Annotated in this window: 18 protein-coding genes; 10 read left to right on the top strand and 8 right to left on the bottom strand. The window is 74.1% G+C overall.

Annotated elements, in window-relative coordinates; translation table 11 throughout:
* Positions 1-8 precede the first annotated feature (8 nt).
* On the top strand, positions 9-872 hold the full coding sequence (locus ACWDD9_RS06215) for an arylamine N-acetyltransferase family protein (protein ID WP_449810922.1): 864 nt from the start codon (positions 9-11) through the stop codon (positions 870-872).
* Positions 873-941: 69 nt separating this feature from the next.
* Here the strand turns inward: ACWDD9_RS06215 and ACWDD9_RS06210 are convergent, their stop codons facing one another.
* A complete protein-coding gene (locus ACWDD9_RS06210) occupies positions 942-1,622 on the bottom strand; it encodes a TetR/AcrR family transcriptional regulator (protein ID WP_449810921.1) in 681 nt (226 codons plus the stop codon).
* Positions 1,623-1,782: 160 nt separating this feature from the next.
* Here ACWDD9_RS06210 and ACWDD9_RS06205 point away from each other — a divergent pair, with 160 nt between their 5' ends.
* From ACWDD9_RS06205 to ACWDD9_RS06190, 4 genes are all read left to right on the top strand, one after another.
* On the top strand, positions 1,783-2,514 hold the full coding sequence (locus ACWDD9_RS06205; protein WP_449810920.1) for an SDR family NAD(P)-dependent oxidoreductase: 732 nt from the start codon (positions 1,783-1,785) through the stop codon (positions 2,512-2,514).
* Positions 2,515-2,583: 69 nt separating this feature from the next.
* Positions 2,584-3,486 carry an NADP-dependent oxidoreductase gene (locus tag ACWDD9_RS06200; protein ID WP_449810919.1) on the top strand — a complete coding sequence of 301 codons (903 nt, stop codon included), beginning with the start codon at positions 2,584-2,586 and terminating at the stop codon, positions 3,484-3,486.
* Positions 3,487-3,747: 261 nt separating this feature from the next.
* Entirely contained in the window at positions 3,748-6,396 is a 2,649-nt protein-coding gene (locus ACWDD9_RS06195; RefSeq protein ID WP_449810918.1) for a PKD domain-containing protein, read from the top strand.
* Positions 6,397-6,576: 180 nt separating this feature from the next.
* Complete coding sequence (locus tag ACWDD9_RS06190) at positions 6,577-7,938, top strand: Fic family protein (protein WP_449810917.1); 1,362 nt, start codon at positions 6,577-6,579, stop codon at positions 7,936-7,938.
* Between the two features lie 35 nt (positions 7,939-7,973).
* Here the strand turns inward: ACWDD9_RS06190 and ACWDD9_RS06185 are convergent, their stop codons facing one another.
* The 3 genes from ACWDD9_RS06185 to ACWDD9_RS06175 all read right to left on the bottom strand — a co-directional run bounded on the left by ACWDD9_RS06185 (position 7,974) and on the right by ACWDD9_RS06175 (position 9,332).
* Positions 7,974-8,615, bottom strand: a complete 642-nt coding sequence (locus ACWDD9_RS06185) for a nucleotidyltransferase domain-containing protein (protein ID WP_449810916.1) — start codon at positions 8,613-8,615, stop codon at positions 7,974-7,976.
* Between the two features lie 90 nt (positions 8,616-8,705).
* Positions 8,706-8,843: a hypothetical protein gene (locus ACWDD9_RS06180; RefSeq protein ID WP_449810915.1), complete on the bottom strand. Its 138-nt coding sequence runs from the start codon at positions 8,841-8,843 to the stop codon at positions 8,706-8,708.
* 18 nt (positions 8,844-8,861) lie between these two features.
* Entirely contained in the window at positions 8,862-9,332 is a 471-nt protein-coding gene (locus tag ACWDD9_RS06175) for a class I SAM-dependent methyltransferase (protein ID WP_449810914.1), read from the bottom strand.
* Positions 9,333-9,591: 259 nt separating this feature from the next.
* Here ACWDD9_RS06175 and ACWDD9_RS06170 point away from each other — a divergent pair, with 259 nt between their 5' ends.
* Positions 9,592-10,800: a cytochrome P450 gene (locus ACWDD9_RS06170; protein ID WP_449810913.1), complete on the top strand. Its 1,209-nt coding sequence runs from the start codon at positions 9,592-9,594 to the stop codon at positions 10,798-10,800.
* Positions 10,794-11,027 (top strand): ferredoxin, encoded by a 234-nt coding sequence (locus tag ACWDD9_RS06165; protein WP_259316337.1) that lies wholly within the window; start codon positions 10,794-10,796, stop codon positions 11,025-11,027. The genes ACWDD9_RS06170 and ACWDD9_RS06165 overlap by 7 nt, the downstream gene beginning before the upstream one ends.
* 58 nt (positions 11,028-11,085) lie before the next feature.
* Here the strand turns inward: ACWDD9_RS06165 and ACWDD9_RS06160 are convergent, their stop codons facing one another.
* Positions 11,086-11,700 carry a TetR/AcrR family transcriptional regulator gene (locus tag ACWDD9_RS06160; RefSeq protein ID WP_375875903.1) on the bottom strand — a complete coding sequence of 205 codons (615 nt, stop codon included), beginning with the start codon at positions 11,698-11,700 and terminating at the stop codon, positions 11,086-11,088.
* 95 nt (positions 11,701-11,795) lie between these two features.
* Positions 11,796-13,019: a glycosyltransferase gene (locus ACWDD9_RS06155; RefSeq protein ID WP_449810912.1), complete on the bottom strand. Its 1,224-nt coding sequence runs from the start codon at positions 13,017-13,019 to the stop codon at positions 11,796-11,798.
* 120 nt (positions 13,020-13,139) lie between these two features.
* Between ACWDD9_RS06155 and ACWDD9_RS06150 the strand changes: the two genes are divergently transcribed.
* Positions 13,140-14,054 (top strand): hypothetical protein, encoded by a 915-nt coding sequence (locus tag ACWDD9_RS06150; RefSeq protein WP_449810911.1) that lies wholly within the window; start codon positions 13,140-13,142, stop codon positions 14,052-14,054.
* Positions 14,055-14,087: 33 nt separating this feature from the next.
* On the opposite strand, the gene ACWDD9_RS06145 is transcribed toward ACWDD9_RS06150, so the two are convergent.
* On the bottom strand, positions 14,088-16,745 hold the full coding sequence (locus tag ACWDD9_RS06145; protein WP_449810910.1) for an NACHT domain-containing protein: 2,658 nt from the start codon (positions 16,743-16,745) through the stop codon (positions 14,088-14,090).
* 238 nt (positions 16,746-16,983) lie between these two features.
* Here ACWDD9_RS06145 and ACWDD9_RS06140 point away from each other — a divergent pair, with 238 nt between their 5' ends.
* Both ACWDD9_RS06140 and ACWDD9_RS06135 read left to right on the top strand, forming a co-directional pair.
* Positions 16,984-18,600 carry an SMI1/KNR4 family protein gene (locus ACWDD9_RS06140; RefSeq protein WP_449810909.1) on the top strand — a complete coding sequence of 539 codons (1,617 nt, stop codon included), beginning with the start codon at positions 16,984-16,986 and terminating at the stop codon, positions 18,598-18,600.
* A gap of 174 nt (positions 18,601-18,774) precedes the next feature.
* Complete coding sequence (locus tag ACWDD9_RS06135; RefSeq protein ID WP_449810908.1) at positions 18,775-19,845, top strand: BTAD domain-containing putative transcriptional regulator; 1,071 nt, start codon at positions 18,775-18,777, stop codon at positions 19,843-19,845.
* A gap of 73 nt (positions 19,846-19,918) precedes the next feature.
* Here ACWDD9_RS06135 and ACWDD9_RS06130 read toward each other — a convergent pair whose 3' ends face one another.
* Positions 19,919-20,998, bottom strand: coding sequence for an alpha/beta hydrolase (locus ACWDD9_RS06130; protein WP_049656166.1), 1,080 nt, complete (start codon positions 20,996-20,998; stop codon positions 19,919-19,921).
* Between the last annotated feature and the right edge of the window lie 165 nt (positions 20,999-21,163).

The raw sequence follows: 21,163 nt of genomic DNA, 5'->3' as shown, positions 1-21,163 counted from the left end.
AGGAGCACATGGGCGGGACGATCGGCTCCGTGTGGGGCGGCGACCGGCTGGACCTCGACGCCTATCTGGCCCGGATCGGGTACCGGGGGGAGCGTGAGCCGACGCTGGAGGTGCTGCGCGCGCTGCACGCCGCCCACATCGCCGCGCTCACCTTCGAGAACCTGGAGGTCGTCCTGGGTCGGCCCGTCCGACTCGACCTGGAGTCCCTGCAGGCGAAGATGGTCCGGCGGCGACGCGGGGGCACCTGCTGCGAACAGACCCTGCTCTACGCCGCGGCTCTGGACGCGATCGGCTTCGCCTTCACCGCGACGGCGTCACGCGTACGCCTGGGAGAGGAGCGGATCCGCCCGGCCACGCACATGTCGCTGCGGGTGGAACTCGACGGCGAGGACTGGTTCACCGACGTCGGCTTCGGCGCCGAGGGCCTCCTGGAGCCGCTGCGGCTGCGCGACGGCGAGGTCGTCCGGCAGTCCGGCTGGACGTACGGGCTGCGCCGTGAGCAGGGCCCGACCCCGGGTGCCGCCGGACCGCTGGTGCTCCGGCGGCTGAGGCGCGACGGCTGGTTTGACCTCTACGCGATCGGGACGGAGCCGCGCTTCCCGGTCGACTTCACCGTGACCAGCCACTTCACCTCCACGCATCCCCGCTCGCCCTTCCGCGGCAAGCTGCTGGTGCAGAAGCCGGCGGCCGCTCAGCGGCTCGTCCTGCGTGACACGGAACTCACCCGGCTGCTACCGGACTTCACGGAGGAGCGCCGCCGGGTGTCGGCGGGGGAGCTGCCCGGGCTGTTGAGCGGGGAGTTCGGGCTCGCGTTGGACGCCGAGGACACCGCCGCGCTCGTCGCACGCCACGAGGCGGAGCCGGCGTCGTAGGGGGAGGAACCGGGGTCGACGGCCGGGCACCGTACCGGGGCGGTCCGGCCGGTGATCCCGGCCGGTGATCTACGCCGGGGTCTTCGCCGCCCTGGTGAGGAAGCCGTCGATGAGGGTGTCGACGGCGAGGCGGAACCGCTCCTCGGCGTCGCCGGCGACGAGTTGGGCGGCGTGGGCGGTGATGAGGGGGAACGCCTCGGGCGACTGGGCGGTGAAGTGCCGGTACAGCTCCTCGGCCTGCTCGTGGTGGCCGACGGGCCGTGCCTCGGCTTCGACGGCGGCGTGGTGCACCAGGGTGGAGAGGAAGTCGGCGGCCCACGCCGCGTCCTGGGGAGTGAGGCCCCCGGCGAGGAGGACGGCGAGCATGTTCTCCAGCGGGCGCAGGACCGCTTCGCTCCGGGGCGGCACGGTGGTGAGCGTCATGGCGATCCCGGGGTGGGCGGCCAGCGCGTCGCGCAGGCGTCCCAGAAGCGTGTGCAGCTGGTCGCGCCAGTGCGCCGGGTCGGCGGTCTCGAGTTCGACCGTCGCGAAGATGCGGTCCTGCATGGCGTGGATCAGGGCCTCGCGGTTGGCCACGTAGACGTACAGCGAGGCGGGCCCGGTGTCCAGGGCGGTGGCGACCCGTCGCATCGACACGGCCGGCAGCCCCTCCGAGCGCAGGACCTCCAGGGCCGCGTCGACGACGGCCTCCTCGCTGAGCGGCGGCTTGGCCGGGCGGTCGCGGGTCGAACGACGGCGGGTGGGGGGCATCGGGGATCGGCCTTCTGCGAGGGGAAGCGGGAGAAGCACTCTAGGCGACCGCCCGCTTTCGTCCGAACGAACGGCGCCGAACGAACAGCGTTCGTGACGTACGATGTTTGTGACGTACGCTGTTCGTGAAGCGTCGTCCACGCCTTCCGGGGAGGCCACCATGACCGACATGACCGCACTGATCACCGGCGCAGGCCGGGCCGCCGGGCTCGGCATCGCCGTGGCCCGGGCTCTTGCCGCGCAGGGCCACCACGTCATCGTCACGGCCCGCGACGGCGGCCAGGCCGAGGAGCAGGCAGCCGTCCTCCGCTCCGAGGGCCTCAGCGCGGAGGGCCTCCGCCTCGACCTCGCCGACACCGACGACCTCGCGCGCATCGCCGCCCACGTCGGGGACGGGCACGGCCGCCTCGACGTCCTCGTCAACAACGCCAGCTGCATGCCCGACTTCGACACGCCGTCCATGCTGGACGCCGACATCGACTACGTCCGCACGGCGCTCGACGTCAACGTGGTCGGGGTGTGGGCCCTCGTCCAGGCCCTGTCCCCGCTGCTCCGGGCGGCGCCCGCGGCCCGGGTGGTGAACGTTTCGAGCGGGGCGTACCAGCAGATCGCGGCCGGGGCCGACTACCCCCGGCAGGTGGGCGCCCCGGCGTACTCGTTCTCCAAGTACGCGCTCAACGCCCTCACCGCGAGCCTCGCGGCGACGTTCCGCGGCACCGACGTCCTCGTCAACGCCGTCGACCCGGGGCGGGTCGACACCCACCCCGAGCTCGGCGCCGACGAGGAGGACCGGCCCGCCGCGGAGAGCGCCGTGTGGGTCGCCTGGGCCGCGACCCTGCCCGCCGACGGGCCCACCGGCGGCGTCTTCTACGACGGCGAGCGCCTCGCCTGACAGCGGGGGGCGGCCTGCCGCCGTGTCCAACCCGGTGTCCCACCGCTGCCGTTCGGAACGGAGTCCACGATGAGGTCAGTACGGTTCAGCCGTTTCGGCGGCCCCGAGGTCCTGGAGGTCGTGGACCTTCCCGACCCGCACCCGGGCCCCGGCCGGATCCGCGTCGCGGTACGCGCCGCCGGCGTCAACGCCAGCGACTGGAAGAAGCGCGCGGGCCTGATGGACGAGGAACTGCCGCAGACGCTGGGACACGAGGCGGCCGGTGTCGTGGACGAGGTCGGCGAGGGCGTCACCGACGTGTCCGTCGGCGACCGCGTCGTCGGCCTGTCCGAACACGGGGGCGCCCAAGCCGAGTTGGCCGTGCTGTCGTACTGGGCGCCGCTGCCCGCGTCCGTCCGCTTCGCCGACGCCGCCGCCCTGCCCGCCGCCCTCGAGACCGCGGCGCGCGGACTCGACCGGCTGGGCGTGGGCGGCGGCACCGTGCTCCTCGTCAACGGCGCCTCGGGCAACGTCGGCAGCGCCGCGGTCCAGCTCGCCGTGGCCCGCGGTGCGCGGGTGATCGGCACCGCCGGCCCGGCCAGGCACGCGTACGTCCGGGCGCTGGGAGCCGAGCCGGTCGCCTACGGTCCGACCCTCGTGCCGGCGGTCCGCGCGCTGGCGCCCGGCGGCGTCGACCGGGCACTCGACGTCGCCGGCAGCGGAGCACTGCCCGACCTCGTCGACCTCACCGGCGGCCCCGAGCGCGTCGTCACCCTCTCCGACTTCGCCGGCGCCCGTGAGCACCGGGTGGCGTTCAGCCGCGGCGACGACGGCCGGGCCCTCTACGTCCTCGCCGACCTCGGCGAGCTCATCGCCACCGGACGCCTCGCGCTCCCTCAGGTGCACACCTTCCCGCTCGACCAGGTCGCACGGGCGCACCACTTCGGCGAGAGCGGCCACGCGACCGGCAAGATCGTCCTGGTCAACGCCTGACAGGGGCGCTCACCAGATCTCGGCAGACGACGACCTGATCCTGCGGGGCCCCGGCCCGCGCCCTCGGCGGTCCGAATCATCCGAACTGTCCGGGACGTCCGGTCCCGCCTCATGGGATACGACGCCGCAGGTGGGGGCGGTGATCAAGTCCGTCGGAGCCCTCGTCATAATTGCTCTACCTGCGATCCACGCGGCCTGACCCACCCGACCGGGCCCGTGCCCACCAGGTCAGACTCCTGTCCCTTCTCGGAGGACCGCACCGTGCGCCCCAACCGAACCAAGGGCCTGCTCGCCGCAGGCCTCGTCACCGTGCTCGGTGGCATTCCCACCGCCGCCACCACGGCTTCCGCCGCCACCACCGGCTCCGCCGACGACGCGCCCGGGGTGCTGCGGGTCGACGCCTGGGACCCGGCGTGCTCGGACTCCGGGACGGGGACGGCGGCGAAGCCGTTCTGCTCCGTCAACGCGGCCGCCGCGGCGGCGCTGCCGGGGCAGACCGTCGAGGTGGCCCGGGGCACGTTCGGCTCCGGCACCGCGGTCACGAAGTCGGGTGAGCCCGGCCGGCCCATCACCATCCGGGGCGCGGCCGGCGGCACCGCGGTGGGCGGCGACGTGCGGCTGTCCGGTGTGCACGACGTCGTGGTGGAGTCGATGCACGCCCGGGAGGTCCTGGTCACCGGTTCCAGCCGGGTCACGGTGGTCCGCACCGAGGCCTCCGGGATCAAGGCCGTCGACAGCCCCGGGACGACCCTCACCAACAACACGGTGGCCGACGGCTGCACGGCCGGCATCGAGCTGGCCGGCGACTCCTCCGGGTCGAACCTCTTCAACAACGTGGTGCGCAACCACTTCTCGCCCTCCGCGCCGTACTCCTGCCCGAACCCCGAGGGTGCGGAGATCGTGGTCTCCGCCGCTTCGGCGAAGGACACCCGGGCCGGCTCGAACACCGTCGCGCCGTACTGGACGAACTCCGGCAACGGCACGCCGTACGTCTGGGCCGGCACCCGGCACCAGACGCCCGAGTCGCTCGCCGCCGCGACCGACGGCCGGGCCGGCAAGCACGACTACGTGGTGCCGCGCTGGCAGTCCGGCAGCGCGCTGAACAGCGAGGTCGTCGACTCCGCCGACGAGACCGCGCCGGGCTTCGTGCCGGCCGCGCACCCGGCCGACGACCCGTCGCGGCCGAACCTCGGCACCGGCCTGGGCTACCACGACCGCGGCGCGACCGAGCGCCAGGAGCCCATAACCTCGGCCCAGTTGACGGCCGACCAGCAGCGGGCCCCGTACGGCACCGAGATCACGCTGACGGCGACCACGGGCCCGGAGAAGGCCCACTGGCCGACCTCCGTGATGACCTACCGCTACGACTTCGGCGACGGCACCCCGGCGGTCACCTCGAACTCCCCGGTGGTCAAGCACACTTACACCAAGCCGGGCACCTTCTCCGCGAACGTCACCGTGGACACCGGCGGCGGCCAGCCGTTCACCGGCGGGTACGGCGTACAGGTGCAGGTCACGGCCCCCGGGCCGCTGACCGCCGGCGCCACCGTCCAGCAGGTCGTCCCGGACCGGTTCGACACGGCCGACGCCCCGCCGCTGGGCGTGCGGGTCGACCCGTCCGGAACCGTCTCGCCGTGGCAGGTCTCCAAGGTCGTGGTGGACTACGGCGACGGGACCCCCGCCGTCACCCGGAACACCCTGGACGCGGTCGTCCACGGGTACGCCTCGCCGGGCGACTACACGGTCACGGTGACGGTCACCGACACCGTCGGCCGCACCAGCACCGCCGCGTACCCCTTCCGGGCCGCGTACGCCCCGACCGGGTTCCTGCGCACGGAGGCGTACCGGCTCGTCGACACCCGCCAGGACCCGAACCTGGACCTCCGGGGCGGCGCCGAGGTGCCCTTCACGGTCCCGACCGGCAGCGCGCCGGGGGCGAATGGCGTGCCGGGGAACGTCACCACGGTCGTCCTGAACGTGACCGTCACCGACGCCACCGAGGACACCCACCTCACCGTCTGGCCGACCGGTCAGGCCCGCCCGATCACCTCGAACGTCAACGTGGCGGCCGGCCGCACCTCGTCCAACCTGGTCACCGTGCCGATCGGCGACGCCAAGCGGATCAGCACCCTGCTCAACTCCGGCCGCGCCGAGGTGATCGTCGACGTCGTCGGCTTCTACCGCCCCAACGGCGGCGACCTGTTCACCCCGCTGGCGCCGAGCCGGCTGGTGGACACCCGGGAGAGCAGCAAGCTCGGGTCAGGCGAGACGCGTGCGGTGAAGGTCGCGGGCGTCGGCGGCGTCCCGGCGGACGCCACGTCCGTGGTGCTCAACCTGACCAGCACCGACACCGCCACCGACACCCACCTCAAGGTGTACGCGGGCGGCGGGACCAAGCCGGTCAGCTCCAACCTGAACCCGGAGCCCGGCAAGGACAAGGCCAACCAGGTCATCGTCCCGGTCGGCCCGGACGGCACCGTCAACGTGTACAACCACAACGGTTCCACCCACGTGATCCTCGACGTCTTCGGGTACTACTCCCCGAACGGCAAGGCCACGTACACGCCGACCGTGCCCGTCCGCCTGACCGACACCCGTACCGGCCCGTTCGCCAAGCCGGGCCCGGACAGCACCACCGTCGTCGGCGGCATCCCGGCCGGTGCCCGGGCGGCCGTCCTCAACGTGACGTCCACCAACACCACCGAGGACAGCTACCTCACCGTGCACGCCCACGGCGCCCCGCGCCCCGGCACCAGCAACCTCAACCTGCTGGCCGGCCAGACCGTGCCCAACCACGTCACCACGCCGGTCGGCGCGGACGGCAAGGTCGACATCTACAACCACGTCGGCAGCACCGACATCATCGCCGACCTGTTCGGCTACTTCACGGACGCCTGGCCGCAGTCCTGACGCCGTAGCCCTCTGAGCGCTGGTGGGTCCGCACCCGAGCCCGGGTGCGGACCCACCAGCGGTCCGCCGTCAGACGGGTGACGGTCAGGGCGAGCAGCGGCGACGAGCGTGGTGCCCTGCCCTGTGGACTGCCGGAAAAGGTGTTGCTCGCGCCCCCGGGCCCCGTGGCACCCTGACCCGGTGCTCAACACGCTCCACCCCACAGACCTGACCTGGGACGACGTCGACCCCGCCGACCACCCCTTCGACCCCGCCTCGGTGGCGGGGGTGATCCGCTCCCTCGGGCCGGCGCGGCGGGTGCCCTCCCGGCTTGACCCGGCCATCGATCTGACCAGGGTCAACTGGGCCTGGGAGGTGGCCAAACCCTGGTCCGACGCCATGACGCAGGTGCTGATGGAGCACTACGGCCGCTGGGCGGCCGGGTGGCGCTGGTCGCTCGGCGAGGGGGACGTCGACGGCGGGCCGGTCGGGAACTGGTGCTGCGGATCGCACTCGATCACCACCCCGGAGCAGACCCTCGACCGGGTCGTGGCGGCGCTGTGCGAGTGGCGTGACTGGCTGGAGCGGCTCGCGGAGTGGTTCGAGGCCTACCCCTTGGACCCGGAGACCCTGGACGCGGACCGGATCCTGTGGGAGCGCGCCGCCCGCAACCTGATCCTGCAGGTGGCCGACCGGACGGGCGCCGAGAGCGGCTGGTACGGGCACTGCCGGCAGGTCCTGGAGTGGTTCCTCGGCTACTGGGGCGTCGCCCCCGAGCCGGCCGAGCGACTGGTTCGACAGGCGGTCGGCGGCCGGTTCAAGAGCTGGACCGCACCCGACACCGTCCTGGCCGATGAGGTCGCGGAGCGACTCGTCGGCCCACTGCGTTCGCAGGACATTTACTGGTCGCCGGACCCGGGCGAGCTCCCGGACCACCTGGAACGCTGGCTCGCCGTGCGCGAGAGCGTGCCGTGGTCGGACGGCGCCGACGGCGAGGACGGCACGGACAGCGGGCCGGTGACTCCCGCCCGCGACGGAGCGGCGGAGGACTTCCGCTTCTTCGACGCCGCCGTGGACCCCGCCCGCGCCGCCGGCCTGCTCACCGCACTGGAGCTGGTGCGGGCCGACGCGGCGCGTGGTGCCGTGCTCGACTTCGAGCTGCTGCGCGGCTGGCAGCAGCACGTGCTGGGCACCCCCGAGCCGCCGCCGCTGCGCACCCGCCCCGCCTTCGCCAAAGGCGGCGAGGAGCGCTACGGGATCGGCCCGGACACCCGCGCCCGCCTCGACGCCTGCCTGGCGCAGGCCGCCGACGGCCGGATCCCGCTGGCCGCGAGGGCGGCCCGGGTCTACCTGGATGTCTGCTTCTTCCACACGTTCGACGACGGCAACGCCCGCGCCGCCCTGCTCACCCTGCTGTTCGTGCTGGCCCGCGCAGGCGTCACCCTCGACTCGGTGCTGCTCATCCGCCGGTTCGGCTACCGGGCTGACGACCCGCACGACGCGCTGAGCCTGTGCCGCTCCGTCGAGATCCACCTCAGGCAGAGCCGCGCCGCCGCTCAGTGACCGGCGGCCGTTGACACGGGGCCCAGTGGGGGCTGCTACAGGTCCGCGAGCCAGCGGTGCCCCGGGTGTACGCGGGCGAGCAGGCCGGTCAGGGTCTCGCACTGAGCCGGGGTCAGGTGCGGGACGGTCGCGTCGAAGTCCGACTGGTCCTTGTCCCGGACGTGCTTGGCCTTGAACAGCAGGACCAGTTCGGGGGCCAGATACGGGATGCCGTCCCGGGTGTGGTGGATGATCTCGCGGTAGGGGAGCCGGATCGTCTCGTCGCGTCGGCAGATCCAGGTGTCGCCGTCGTGCGGTTCGCGGAACACGTCGAGCAGGTAGTCGCCGGTGGCCGGATCGCGGAGCCAGGTCTGGTGGACGGCGGCCAGTACCTCCGGCGCGGCGTCCGCCCAGATCCGGCCGCTGCCCGCCGCGTCGAAGGCGTACCCGGGGAAGCGGTCGCGGACCTCGGGGAAGCCCGCGGCCGGAATCCCGATCTCGATGTCGCCGTGAGCGCGCGTCCGCCTGCCGCGGAACAGGTCCAGCGCCCACCCCGCGGCCACGTACCAGGGCGTGCCGATCCCGGCCAACCGCTGCGCGACCTCACCCGGAGTCCAGCAGGACGACCACCTGGTGGGGAGGGCTTCGATGTCGTCGGGGGACAGTTCGACGCCGCCGTCGGGTAGTTGCTCGTTCATCGCTGGAACCTATCAGCGGAGGGCCCGCCGTGGCCGTGGGCGGCATACGTCTCGCGACCGCTCCGCTCTGCCACGGCCCCGCACGGCCCGTCAGCTCACGGGCCGCCGCGCCCAGAACAGGACGTGGCCGCTGTCGCCCTCGGGGACGAACTCCTCGTGCGCCACCTCCAGGCCGGCGTGCAGCAGCCAGGACCGGTTGGTCGCCGCGTCCGCGTGACTCCACCACATCGCGGCCCCGCCGCCGAGTCAGTTCTCGTCGGTGCCGGTCCAGGCCTGGTGCCCGGTGGTGACGAGGAGCCAGCCTCCCGGCCGTAGCCACGAGGCGATCCGCCCCAGCAGGGCCGGCTGCTCCCCGACCGGAATGTGGATCAGCGCGTACAGGCAGACGACAGCGTCGAAGGTCCCCGGCGGGAACGCCAGGGTCGTGGCGTCCGCCCGGATGAACTCGGCCTCCGGCACCAGCTCCCGTGCCCGCCGGATCTGGACGTCGCTGATGTCGACGCCCGTGACACGGTGCCCTGTTGCGGCGAGGGAGCGGGCCACGGGGACTCCGGTCCCGCACCCCACGTCCAGGACCGTGCCCGCTTCCGGGAGCCGCCCGAGCAACTCCTCGATCCACGATCCGTACTTCGTCTCGCTGTTGAACGCGCGTTCGTAATGCGCGGACAGCAGGTCGTATCCACGCCGGACCAGGTCCTTCGGGTCTTCGTCATCCACAATGGCGCACCGTAGCCGTCCCTGACCGGCGGAGCGACAGCATTTCGGCTGCCGCCGGCCTCGACAGGTGCCCTCCTCCCGGCAGCGTTCTGGAGGCTGACTGTGCGTGCCGGTGGTGTTACGCTCCCAGTAAGAGAGAGTCGACTCTCACTTGTTGGCCGGAAGGGCACTCGTCCGCCCTGGTCTGGACGGGCAAGGAGAGCACGGCTCCGTCAAGCGTTCACTGCTCTTGTGGCCCTTCGGCCGGCGAGGAGAGACCATGACCGCCCCCGCACCGCAGTTACCCTTCGAGCGCCCCAACGCCCTGGACCTGGCGCCGCTGCTCGCGCGCCTGCGCGAGGAAGGCCCGATCGCCAGGGTGACGACACCCGCCGGCGACCCGGCCTGGCTGGTGACCCGCTACGAGGAAGCCCGGGAGATCCTGAGCGACACCCGGTTCTCCCGGCTGCGCCCCGACACCGACGGCGCCCCGAGGATCTCGTCCTCGGCGCTGCACACGCGCCCCGCCCCCTCGCCCGAGGAGGAGGACCGGGAGCACACGCGGATGCGCCGGATGCTGGCGCCCGCGTTCAGCGCGCCGCGGATGCGCCGGCTGGGCGAGCGGATCGGGGAACTCGCCGCGTCCTGCCTGGACGCGATGGACGAGGAGCGTTCGGGAGATCCGCGACGCGCCGTCAACCTGCACGACCACCTGTCGTTCCCGCTGCCGGTGATGGTGATCTGCGAGCTGCTGGGCGTGCCGGTCGAGGACCGTGGCCTGCTGCGCGGCTGGTCCGAGCGGATCGCCGCGCTGTACGGCGGGGCCGACGGGGCCGCCGCCATGGCCGAGTTCGAGGCGTACGTGTCCGCCATCGCCGAGGAGAAGCGCAAGCGGCCGGGCCAGGACGTGATCAGCGACATCCTGGCCGTACAGGCGCAGGACCCCTCGTTCACCGAGGAGGAGATGGCCCGCCTGGCGGTGGGGCTGCTGTTCGCGGGCCACGAGACGACCTCGGCCCGGATCGACCTGGGGGTCCTGTTCCTGCTGAGCGACACCGGCCGGCGGGACCGCTTCGCCGCCGACCCCGAGGGGTCGGCCCGCGCCACCGTGGAGGAGGTCCTGCGGATGGCCGCGCCCGGCGCCCTGGGCCTGACCCGCTACGCCCGCGAGGACGTCACCCTCGCGGGGACGGCGATCGCGACGGGCGAGGCGGTGCTGGTGGCGATCAACGCCGCGAACCGGGACGGGCGGGCGTTCGAGGAACCGGACGCCTTCGACCCGTCGCGTTCCCCCAACGCGCACCTCGCCTTCGGGCACGGCGGCCACTACTGCATCGGCAACGCGCTGGCCCGCACCGAGATGCAGATCGCGCTGACCGCGCTGTTCCGGCGCTTCCCCGGCCTGCGGCTGGCGGTGGACGCGCACAGCCTGCGCGACCACTCCGAACGGCTGGCGGGCGGCCTCGGCGAGGTCCCGGTCCTGTGGTGAACGGGGAGCGGCAGCGCGAGCGGCCCGCCGCGCGGGTGGTGGCGGACACCTCGCGGTGCGTGTCGTCGGGGCAGTGCGCGGTGACCGCGCCGTCGGTGTTCGACCAGGACGAGGCCGGGCAGGTCGTCGTGCTCGCCGCCGAGCCCGTCGGACGGGCGGCGGAAGAGGCCCGGGAGGCGGCCGCCAGGTGCCCGGCCTCGGCGCTCCGGCTGGATCCGGCGCGCTGACGGCCGGTGGTGTCGGCGGCCCGGCGGGGCCGCCGACACCAGGCAGGGCGTCAGGGCGTCAGGGCGTGCGGGAGTGCAGTGCGGGGGCGGGGCAGGGCAGCGGGCGGGCCCCGGCGGGGGAGAGGCCGTCGAGGACCAGGGCCAGGTACCGGCGCCAGCCGTCCTCGCGGGGGTCCATCGTCCACAGCACCGAGACCAGCATGACGACGATGCGGTGCAGGTCGTCGGGCACGAGGTCGGCGCGGATCACGCCCGCGCTCTGACCGCGCGCCAGGAGGGCGTCGAGAGCGGCGAAGAACTCCTCGCCGGTCGCCGGGGTCAGGACGCCGGCGGCGCGGGCGGCGGCCAGGACGTTGTAGTCGCCGGCCACCGACTCCAGGGCCGCCGCCAGCACGCGGGCCAGCCCGGACGCGGGGTCGGGGTCGTCGGCGGCGGCCTGGATGACGGGCCGGACGCGCTCGCCGAAGCCCTGGTCCAGCACGGCCCGCAGGAGCGCGGCCTTGTCGGGGAAGCGGCGGAACAGCGTGGCGGCCCCGACGCCGGCCCGGCGCGCCACGTCGTCGAGGTGGGCGTCGGGGCCCTGTTCGGTGAAGACCTCCCGGGCGGCCCGGATGATCTTTTCCGCGTTGCGGGCGGCGTCGGCGCGCAGCAGCCGGGGGGCGTCGGGGATCATCCCGGCAGCCTATCCAAGAGCGGGTGGACCGCCGCCGGCCGTCCGGGGCGCGTGCCCTGGCCGGGTGTCAGACCGTCCAGGCTCAGCGGCCGGGGTCAGCGTCCGGGGGCCTCGGCGATCCGGGCGACGTGGGCCAGGACGGCACCGGCGCCGTCCTCGCCCGCCATGAGCCCGGCGACGGCGGCCGCACGGCGGCGGACCGGCTCGGCCAGAGCGGCCGTGATCGCGGCGGCGAGGCGCTCGGCGGTGAGGTCGGCGAACGGTACGGGCTGCGGGGCCACTCCCAGCCGGTGCAGCCGTGCCGCCCAGAACGGCTGGTCGGCCATCACGGGCACCGGTACGGCGGGGACCCCGGCGCGCAGCGCGGCGCCCGTGGTGCCCGCCCCGGCGTGGTGGACGACGGCGGCCGTGCGGGGGAACAGCCAGTCGTGGGGCACGTCGCCGACGCAGAACACGCCGTCACCCGCCGCCTCCAGCCCGGCCCAGCCCGCCTGGACCACCGCGCGCACCCCCGCCTGCCGTACCGCGGCCGTCACCAGTTCGCCGAGCCGCTCGCCCTCCCCGGGGGCCATGCTGCCGAAGCCGATGAACACCGGGGCCGGACCGGCCTGGAGGAAGTCGACCAGGTCGCCCGGAGGCTGCCAGCCCAGCGGCCGGGCGGGCCACCAGAAGCCCGCCACGTCGACCGGGGCCGGCCAGTCCGCCGGGCGCGGCAGCAGCACGGGGCTGTAACCGTGGACGACCGGACGGGTGTGCCCGAGCGGTTCCGGCGACGTCGTGCCGGGAAGGCCGAGGCGCTCGCGCATCCGGTCCACGGCGCTCGAGAACATGCGGTCCGCGCCCCGGAGCCGCTCCTGGCCGGCGGCGAGGTTGCCCTCCGGTCCCAGGTCCGCGCCGCCGGCGGGGCCGGGCAGCGGGAACTCCGTGGTGGCGAAGGCGGGCGTGAGGTACGTGCCGAGGACGGGCACACCGTACGCGTCCCCCGCCGTCAGGCTGAGCGGCGACGGGGCGAAGGCGGTGAGCAGCAGGTCGGCCCCGCCCGCGACGGCGTCCGCCACGCCGTCGGCGAGCCCGTCCACGAACGCGGTCATCAGCGCGCGGATCTCCTCCGGGGAGGTCGCGCGGGCCCTGGCCCGGATGAGCTCCTCCGGATCCCCCGGCAGCGGCCGGTGCTCCAGGCCGCAGGACTCGAGCAGCGCCGCGAAGGTCGGATGGGCGACCACGGCCACCCGGTGCCCGGCGTCCACCAGACGCCGGCCCAGGCCCGTGAACGGCGCGACGTCCCCGCGGGAGCCGGTGGTGACGATCAGAATACGCATGGGGCAATTCTCCACGCCGGGGCCGGTGTTGATCCAGGCTTGGCCCCGGAGGGGGAGCCTCCGTCCACGTGGGGCCGGTTCGTCCGAGCCCGGCCCAAGAGGGCGTATCAGGAGAGAGCCATGCCCACCGCACCGATCACCCCCGGCGACTTCCCCACCAGCCCGCTCGCGCTGCGCTTCGCCGACCCGGCCCGGCAGGCCAAGGCCCGCGCCTTCGCCTCCGAGCAGGCGGCCGCCGCCACCGAAGCGGCCGACCTGCTGGCCCAGTTGTGGGACACCGCCCCGGGTCGGCCGGCCCGGGCGGCCGCGCTGGCCGCCGTCCACGAGCGGCTGGTCGACTGGCGCTACCGTCTCGCCGTCGCGATGGGCCCGCCTCCCGGTCCTGCCGGCGCCTTCTTCAACCCGGAGCGCTTCCGTACCCCGATCCGGGAGGGCGACACCAACTTCGACCGGCTCGGCGAGGTCGGCCGTCTGCGCGAGGGCGCGGAGTGGGACCAGGCCACGCGCGCCTACACCGGGGGCCTGGCGACCCCGGCCTCGGAAGCGATGCTTCGCTACGGCCGTCTCGCCGAGCGGCGCTTCGCCGCCGAGGGCGTCGAGGGCGACATCCTCCAGAACTGGGTGCTCCTGCCGGACGGGCGGAGGGTCGCCGGCAACCGCCTCCTGCGGGGTGAGGCCGCGCACCGCGCCGACGCCGAACTCGTCGCCCGCTACGCGGCCCGGGGCTTGGATGCCTCCCGGATCGAGACCGGCGGCAGGCCGGTCTACTCGGCCACTCCCACACCGCGGGACAGCGCCGTCCTGCACTCCGCCGCCCTCGACCTCCTCGCCCGCCCCCACCTCACCGTCGCTGACTACCTGTCGGCCCGCTACCTGCTCTTCCAGGACCCACAGAACAAGAAGGGGAGCGACGCCGTGACCAGGACGTTCATCGTCACGGTCGGCGCCGTCGCCCTTCCCGGTGCCGCGCCCGTCCTGCCCGAGGACGTCGACCTGCGCTGCTACGTGCTCGGCCAGAGCCCCTGCCATCCGTAGCCGGGCAGAGCCCTCTCCGGCCCTTGGCCCGCGTCACGGCCGCCAGCGCCCGCCGGAGAGCTCGGCGAGCGCCTCGGTGAGGTCGGGAGGCAGGGTCCGGACGACGTTCATCGGCTGCACCAGGTACCACCCGTCCCGCCCCCGCCAGCGGGCCGGGGGCAGGGGCGCTCCCGTCCGCGGCCGAACGTGGATGCCGTGGACGGGGGTGTCACGGCCGCGGAGGTGCACCCGGCGGACGGCGACCTCGTCCACGTCGCGCCACTCGTAGCGGCAGCGGTGCCGGCCCGTCCGGGCGGCGATGAAGGTGTCGGTGATGTGCAGTTCGATGTGCCGTCGGCGCAGGAGGCTGATCAGCATCACCAGCAGGCCGAGGGCGGGCACGCCGACGATCGGCTTCCAGGAGTCGAGTCGGTCCCAGGTGCCGCTCACCGTGATCCGGACCAGGTGCAGGCCCAGCAGGGCGCCGAGCGGGCCCCAGTGCGCGAGCATGACGGCGCGGACGCGGCCGGTGAGCAGGTACGAGCTCGGGTCGCGCCGTACGGTGAGGCCGCGCCAGGTGGAGGCCGGGGGCCGGGTCAGGTCGGCGAGGGGACCCGTCGCGACCGTCGTCGCTCCGTCCGGCGTCGCCCGGGGCGCGGGGACCCCTGCGGCCCGCTGACCTCCCGAACCTCCCGAGCGGGGCCCGGCCTTGGCGGTCAGGTGCTGCTGGAGCCGCAGGTTGCGGAAGCGGTACGTCCCGGCGGTGCGCTGGAGCAGGCCGGCCCGGTGGGCGTCCCGCAGGAAGGTCATCAGCGGCCAGGGCAGCCGGCCGACGAGGGCCAGCGAGCACCGGGCCAGCAGCCACCGGCTCCACGGGCTGAGCAGCAGGAACGTCGCGCCCGCCCCGCACCAGGTCGCCAGCGGGTAGGACCAGTCCACCTGGTGGTACCGGTAGAGGTGGGTCCGCGACCAGTCCATCAGCCCGATCCCGGCGGCGAGCAGCGGTGCGAGGACCAGCAGCGTCACCAGGACCGAGGTCCGCTCCGAGCGCAGCAGCGCGTCGGGGGTCGCGGCGTCCACGGTGTCCGAGGGGGCCGCCAACGCGACCATCAGATAGGCGGACAACAGCACCGCCGCCACCAGTGCGAGACCCTCCGCCGCCGGTGCCAGGAGCTGGAGCACGACCAGGGTGAGGATCACCGGCGGTCCGCCGATCACCACCGTGAGCCGCCAGGCCCGGCCCAGCCTCCCGTTGCGGCCGGCCGAGCGCAGGGCCCCGGCGAAGCGCAGCGGGTTGACCCGCCGTCGGGGCGTCGAGGTCTCGTCCCCGAACCAGCCCTGTCCGGCCGTGCGGACCAAGCCCGCGAGGGCGACACCGAGGCCCACGGCGGTGCCGAAGCCGAAGGGGTGGCCGGAGCCCCCGACGGCCCCGAGCCCCAGGTCGATCAGCACCGACAGGGCGATCCCCACCACGATCAGCGCGGGCGCCGCCAACGCCCGCGGCAGTGGTGCGCCGAACAGCCGCCACCAGGCCAGCTCGGCGGTCTCCTGGCGGTTCATCAGCCGGGCCAGGAAGGACAGCCAGGCCCGGGCCCGGTCCGGTTCCCACCGCCGGGGCGGGTGCAGGCGGTCGGGCGCCGGCGGCAGCGGCGGGAACGAGGCGGGCACGATCCGGTCGAGCAGGTGCTGCTCCACCTGCCAGGCGGTCGCGAAGCGCCCGCGGTCCAGCAGCTCGCCCGGGTCCGCCGGGGCCCGCTCGTACCCGCGCCGCAGCAGCCAGACCATCAGCGGCGTCGACAGCGCCCGGCTCACCGGGCTGCCGGGCGCCGTGCGGAGTTCGGCGAGCAGCGGCGCCCACTGCGCGGCGCGCGAGGGCTGCCGGGCCCGGTGCAGGTAGGAGGCGACGTCGCCGGGGGCCAGCGGCAGCGCCTCGATCGCCGAGTCCACCCGGAGCACGTCCCGCTGGGTGGCCACCAGTTCGCGGTAGGGCTCGGTCCGGCAGATCAGCACCACCCCGCCCTCCTGGCCCAGTTGGCGCCCGAGGGCGCCGAGCACGGCGGTCCTCCGGTGCTCGGGCAGCTCGTCGAGGCTGTCCAGGACGGGCAGCAGGCGGCGCTCGCTCACCAGTCGGCGGGCGGGGTGGAGCCCGTCCACCCGGGGCAGACCGGGGTGCTCCTCGGTGATCCGGCCGGCCAGCCAGTCGTGGAAGTTGACCCGCTCGGCGTCCCAGGACTCCAGCGAGAGCATGACGGGCACCGGGACGTCCTCGCCGCGGGTGAGCCGGCGGGCGAGCAGCTCCAGGGTGAGCAGCACGGCGAGGGTCGTCTTGCCCGCGCCGGCCCCGCCGAGGATCAGCAGGCGGCGGTGGTCGAGTCCCAGCAGAGCCTCCGCCATCGTGCCGACCCGGTCGCCGCGCCCGCCGAGTTCGGCCCCCGGCGCGAGCGCGGTGCGGCTGTGCACCCAGCGGACGGCCAACGGTTCGGGGTCGGCCATGTCCCAGGCGTCGGCCTCGGCCCGCCACTGGTACAGCAGGCTGCGGGCGAGCCGCTCCTCGGCGAGGCCGAGCGGTGTCTCCGCCGCCACGGCCCGGGGCGGCACGGTGAGGTGCAGCTCCCCGTTGAGCACACCGATCTGCACCAGGTAGTGGACCGTACTGTCGGTGACGACGTTCCGGATGTTCGTGGGCCCGTGGCCGTCTTCGAATTCCACCACTCCCCGGCTCCGCCCCTGTGTCGACCGCTGCCGCGCGAACTTCCTTTCTACCAGGGCCCGTCCGACCTGTTCGACGGACCGTCGGTTCTCTGGCGGTTCCGGTCCGGGCCGGGCGGACGGGCCCGGCCCGAACCGGTACTCGGCCGGAAGAGCACCAGGCCGACTGGTCTCACCCAGCCCGTGCGCCCGGCACCTCGGCCCACGGGGCTGTCACAGCCCCCTGCGATGATCGCCGGCAGTGTCGACAGAACCGGAGCAGAGCATGGCCGAGCAGGTGGAGCAGGGCGTCGCGCGGGTGGCCGAGAGCATCGCGGCGAACGCACCCGAGGGATGGACGGAGGCGGTGCTGGCCAGCCGCCAAGGCCTGTTCGGCCTGGGCGTCTCCGGTCGGTACACGATCGCCGGTGAGAAGCCGCGGCCGGTCCACGGGGCCGCGATCTTCCAGGGCCTGGACGACGTGACGGCGGCGGTGGGAGCGGCCCGCGGTTGGGAGCGCACGAATCTGGAGATACGGTGCCGGCCGTCCGGCGAGTTCGCCCAGACCGCGTCCCGGCAGGTCGTCTCCCGCCTGCACGATGCCCGTCCCGGGTTCCTGGCCGTCCTGGACCACGACTGTCGGCTGTCCCAGCCGGGTTTCGCCCAGGAGGAGAGCGGCGCCGCCCCGGCGGGCGATCCGGACCTCGCGGTCACCCGGCTGCGGGCCTACCTGGAGCGGCGTGCCGACATCCTGGGACACGCCGAGAGGCTGCCACCGCCGGTGACCACCACGGCACTCGACGACGCCGAGCGCCGGCTCGGCCGGCCGCTGCCCGCCGACCTGCGAGCGCTCTACCTGATCGCCGACGGCAGCGGGGACGAGGCGATCGGCCTCTTCGGCAGCCTCGCCTGGATGCCCCTGGCACGCCTGGTCGCCGTCAACGCGAACCTGTGGGAGCCGGTGTGGTCCGGCTGGGAGACCTCCTGGGACTCGGTCGTGCTCGACGCCGAGCCGCTCGACACCGTCCGGCGCTGCCACGAGCACCCGGGCTGGCTGCCGTTCGCGACCGCCGACGACGGCAACTACCTGGCGGTCGACATGTCCCCGGCCCGGGCCGGACGTCCCGGCCAGGTGATCCAGATCGGCCGCGACTACTACGACGGGCCGCTCTACGTCTGTGACTCCGTCACCTCACTCCTCGCCCGCTATGTGGACCTGCTGGAGCGGGACGCCTACGAGGTGGAGGAGGGCGAGGTCGACCACATCTACTTCGTGGAAGGCCCGGGTGAACCCGGCCCCGACTCCGAGCTGTTGGCGGACGGACTTCCTCATGACATCCCGCCCGGCGTTCAGACCGTCCTGATCCACTCCGACGCGCCCGCCGGGCCCGTGGACCTCACCCCGCTCACCGCCGCTCCCCACTTGCGGCGCCTCGAACTCCAACGCCGCCCTGTCGACGACCTGTCCCCGCTTCGGGAGCTGCCCGTCGAGTTCCTGGGCGTCACCCTGCACGGCGGCGACCTCGCGCCGCTCGCGGGCCACCGGTACCTGACCGCCCTCGACCTCGCCACATCCGGGCCCGTCGACATCGCCCCACTGCGCACCGTCCCGAACCTCCGCGGCCTGGACCTCTCCCGGGCGGAGGTCCGGAACCTCACCGCGCTCGCCGAGTGCCCCGACCTGCGCTACCTGGCCCTCACCGCCGGCCAGTGGGCCGTCCTGCTGGACCAGGGCGCACTCCCGGCCACCCTGGCCGCCGCCCGCCTGGCCGGAGCGGAGGTGCCCGATGACGTGGCGCTGGCCTGGGCCGAACGACTCGGCCGGTTCGTCGGGGAGCCGTTCACCGTCGCCGGGACCCTCGCTCCTGACGGCGGGTGAGAACGGCCGCGACCGACGGCCGCCGCAGGCTGCTCCGTCGACGTCCCGCGCCGTCCCACGGTTTACCGTCCCGTACGAGGAGGTACCGTTCGCCTGGCAACGGTCCGCGCGCGGGGCGGGAAAGGGTGCGCCGGCCGGAGGAACCTGAGCGGGACTCTCGTTGATGGGGCAGCGATGCCGACGACCGCCGGGACGGGCCGGCCGCTCAGCGCCGAACTCGGGCAGCGGGAGCGCGAAGTGCTCCACGCGGTCGGCTGCGGGCTGAGGGACGACGAGATCGCCGCTGCCCTGGCCTCCTCCGAGGATGCCGTGGCCGCGCAGCTCGCGGGGATCCTGGGGAAGCTCGGGCTGCGCGACCGGGCCGCCGCCATCGTCCACGCCTTCGACTGCGGACTCGTCGCCCCGGGCCGCGGCCCCCGCGTGCGGCCGGTGCGCGCGGCGCCGCGGGGCACCGCCAGCCGTACGGTCGGGCCCGCGGTGCGGATCGCCGTGCTCGGGCCGCTGCGGGCCTGGCAGGGCGGGCGGCCGTTGGAGCTGGGGCATCCGCGCCGGCAGGCCGTGCTGGCGGCGCTGGCGCTGCGCGGGGGACGGGCCCTCAGTCGACAGGAACTGCTGGACGGCGTCTGGGGGTTGGAGCAGCCGGTCGCCAACGTGGTGCCGGTGCACATCTACCGACTGCGCAAGATCCTGCGCATCGGGGACAGCCCGGACGCGGTGATCGAGTACGACCGGGGCGGCTACCGGCTGGTCTCCGGCGCGGCGGAGGTGGATCTGGCGCGGATGGAGGACCTGGTCACCGCCGCCGGGGCGGCCCACCGGGCGGGCGACCCGGTCGAAGCGGTCCGGTTCTGCTCCCAGGCGTTGGAGCTGTTCCGCGGGGAGCTGCTGGCCGGACTGCCGGGCCCGCTCGCCGAGTTGGAGCGGCTGCGGCTCACCGAGCGCAGGATCGCCGTCGCGCAGCGGAAGCTGGAGTGGCAGCTGCGACTGGGCCGGAACTCGGAGGCGGTCGCCGAGCTGTTCCCGCTGTCCGCGGAGCACCCGCTGAACGAGCTGGTGGCCGCGATGTTGATGCGGGCGCTGTACTGCGGCGGCCGGCGGGCCGACGCCCTGGCCGTGTTCGACCGTACCCGCCGGCGGCTGGCCGACGAGCTGGGGGTGCCGCCGGGTCGGGTGCTGCGGCAGACGTACCGGATGGTCCTGCGCGGGGACGAGGCCGGACTCGGCCCCACCGGAGGCAACCGGTGAGGCCGAGGACGGCCCTGAGGGTCGGGACAGGAGACCGGACCGTTGTCGGGTCAAGCGACCGGATCCTGTCGGCTCAGGAGGCGAAGGCCGCCTCCAGCCGGGGGATCAGGTCCCGGAGGTCCTGTTCCCAACAGCCGCCGTTGTGGCGGCCGTTGCACTGGGTGCCCCAGGCGGAGCCGTCGCCGTAGTCGACGTAGTGGTAGGGCATGCCGAGGGCGTCCAGGTGCTCCTTGACGTGCCGGGCGGCGCCTTCGAGCCAGAACTCCGGTTCGGTGACCACACCGCCGCCGTTGCCCACGTAGATGGAGACCCCGACACCGGTGAGCCTGTCCATGTGCCGTGACGGGTCGGCGTCGTTCCACCGCCAGTCCGCGTTGAACACCGGGTAGGGCGAGCCGAACAGGGCGTCGCTGTCCACGGCGGGCTTGTAGGGGGAGTTCGCGGGGTCGCAGGCACCGGACGACAGGGCGCAGATCACGCCCGGCCCGTCGATGAGGGAGGCGACCATGGCCAGCCGCAGGTCCATGGAGTCGACGGAGAGGTCGATGTCGCCCGACAGGGAGGCGGTCTGGCTGAACAGCTCGGGGTGGTCCTGGGCGTAGTGGAAGGCCCCGAACCCGCCCATGGAGACGCCGGCGACGGCCCTGGCCTTCTTGGTGGCGATGGTCCGCAGGTTCGCGTCGATGAACGGGATCACCTGGTGGAGGTGGAAGTTCTCCCAGTTCTGGGCCCCGGCCGGGGTGTGCTGGTCGAGCCAGTTGGCGTACCAGCCGCGGGCGCCGCCGTCCGGGATGACGGTGATCATCGCGTTCGAGGTGGTCAGCGCCGGGTAGGTCTGGTTGACGGGATCGTCGGGTGAACCGTGCAGGAAGTACAGCACCGGGTAGCGCCTGGTCGGGTCGTCGTAGTAGCCGCTCGGCAGGATGATCTTGATGTGGTGCCTGCCCGCGACCTCCGGCGTGGCCACGGTCAGGAGGAAGTTCGTGGGGCCGCCCACGGCCGGTTCGACCTGGGTCAGGCCGAACCCGTCCGCCATCGGCGGCGGCGCCCCGGTGCCGCCGGCGGCCCTTGTCGTCCCCGCTGTCGTGGCCATGGCCAGGGCGGCGGCCACCAGGGCCACCACCAGTCGCCATCGGGTCACTGTCCTCGTCACGGCGTTCCCCTCCATGAGTTGGTCGTCCGACGTCACCGGACGACCGTGGCAGCGGTCGATGACATCCCGATGACGCCTCCCGTCGCGTTCCGGCATCCCCGTCGCTCATCTGACGAACAGTCATACACACGTTGGAATAAGGGAGTTCGCCAAGGTTGCGACCGT

The organism is Kitasatospora sp. NPDC001119, assembly GCF_053598475.1.
Note: the sequence above shows the minus strand (reverse complement) of the source record. Positions and strands in the feature narration are given on the sequence as shown.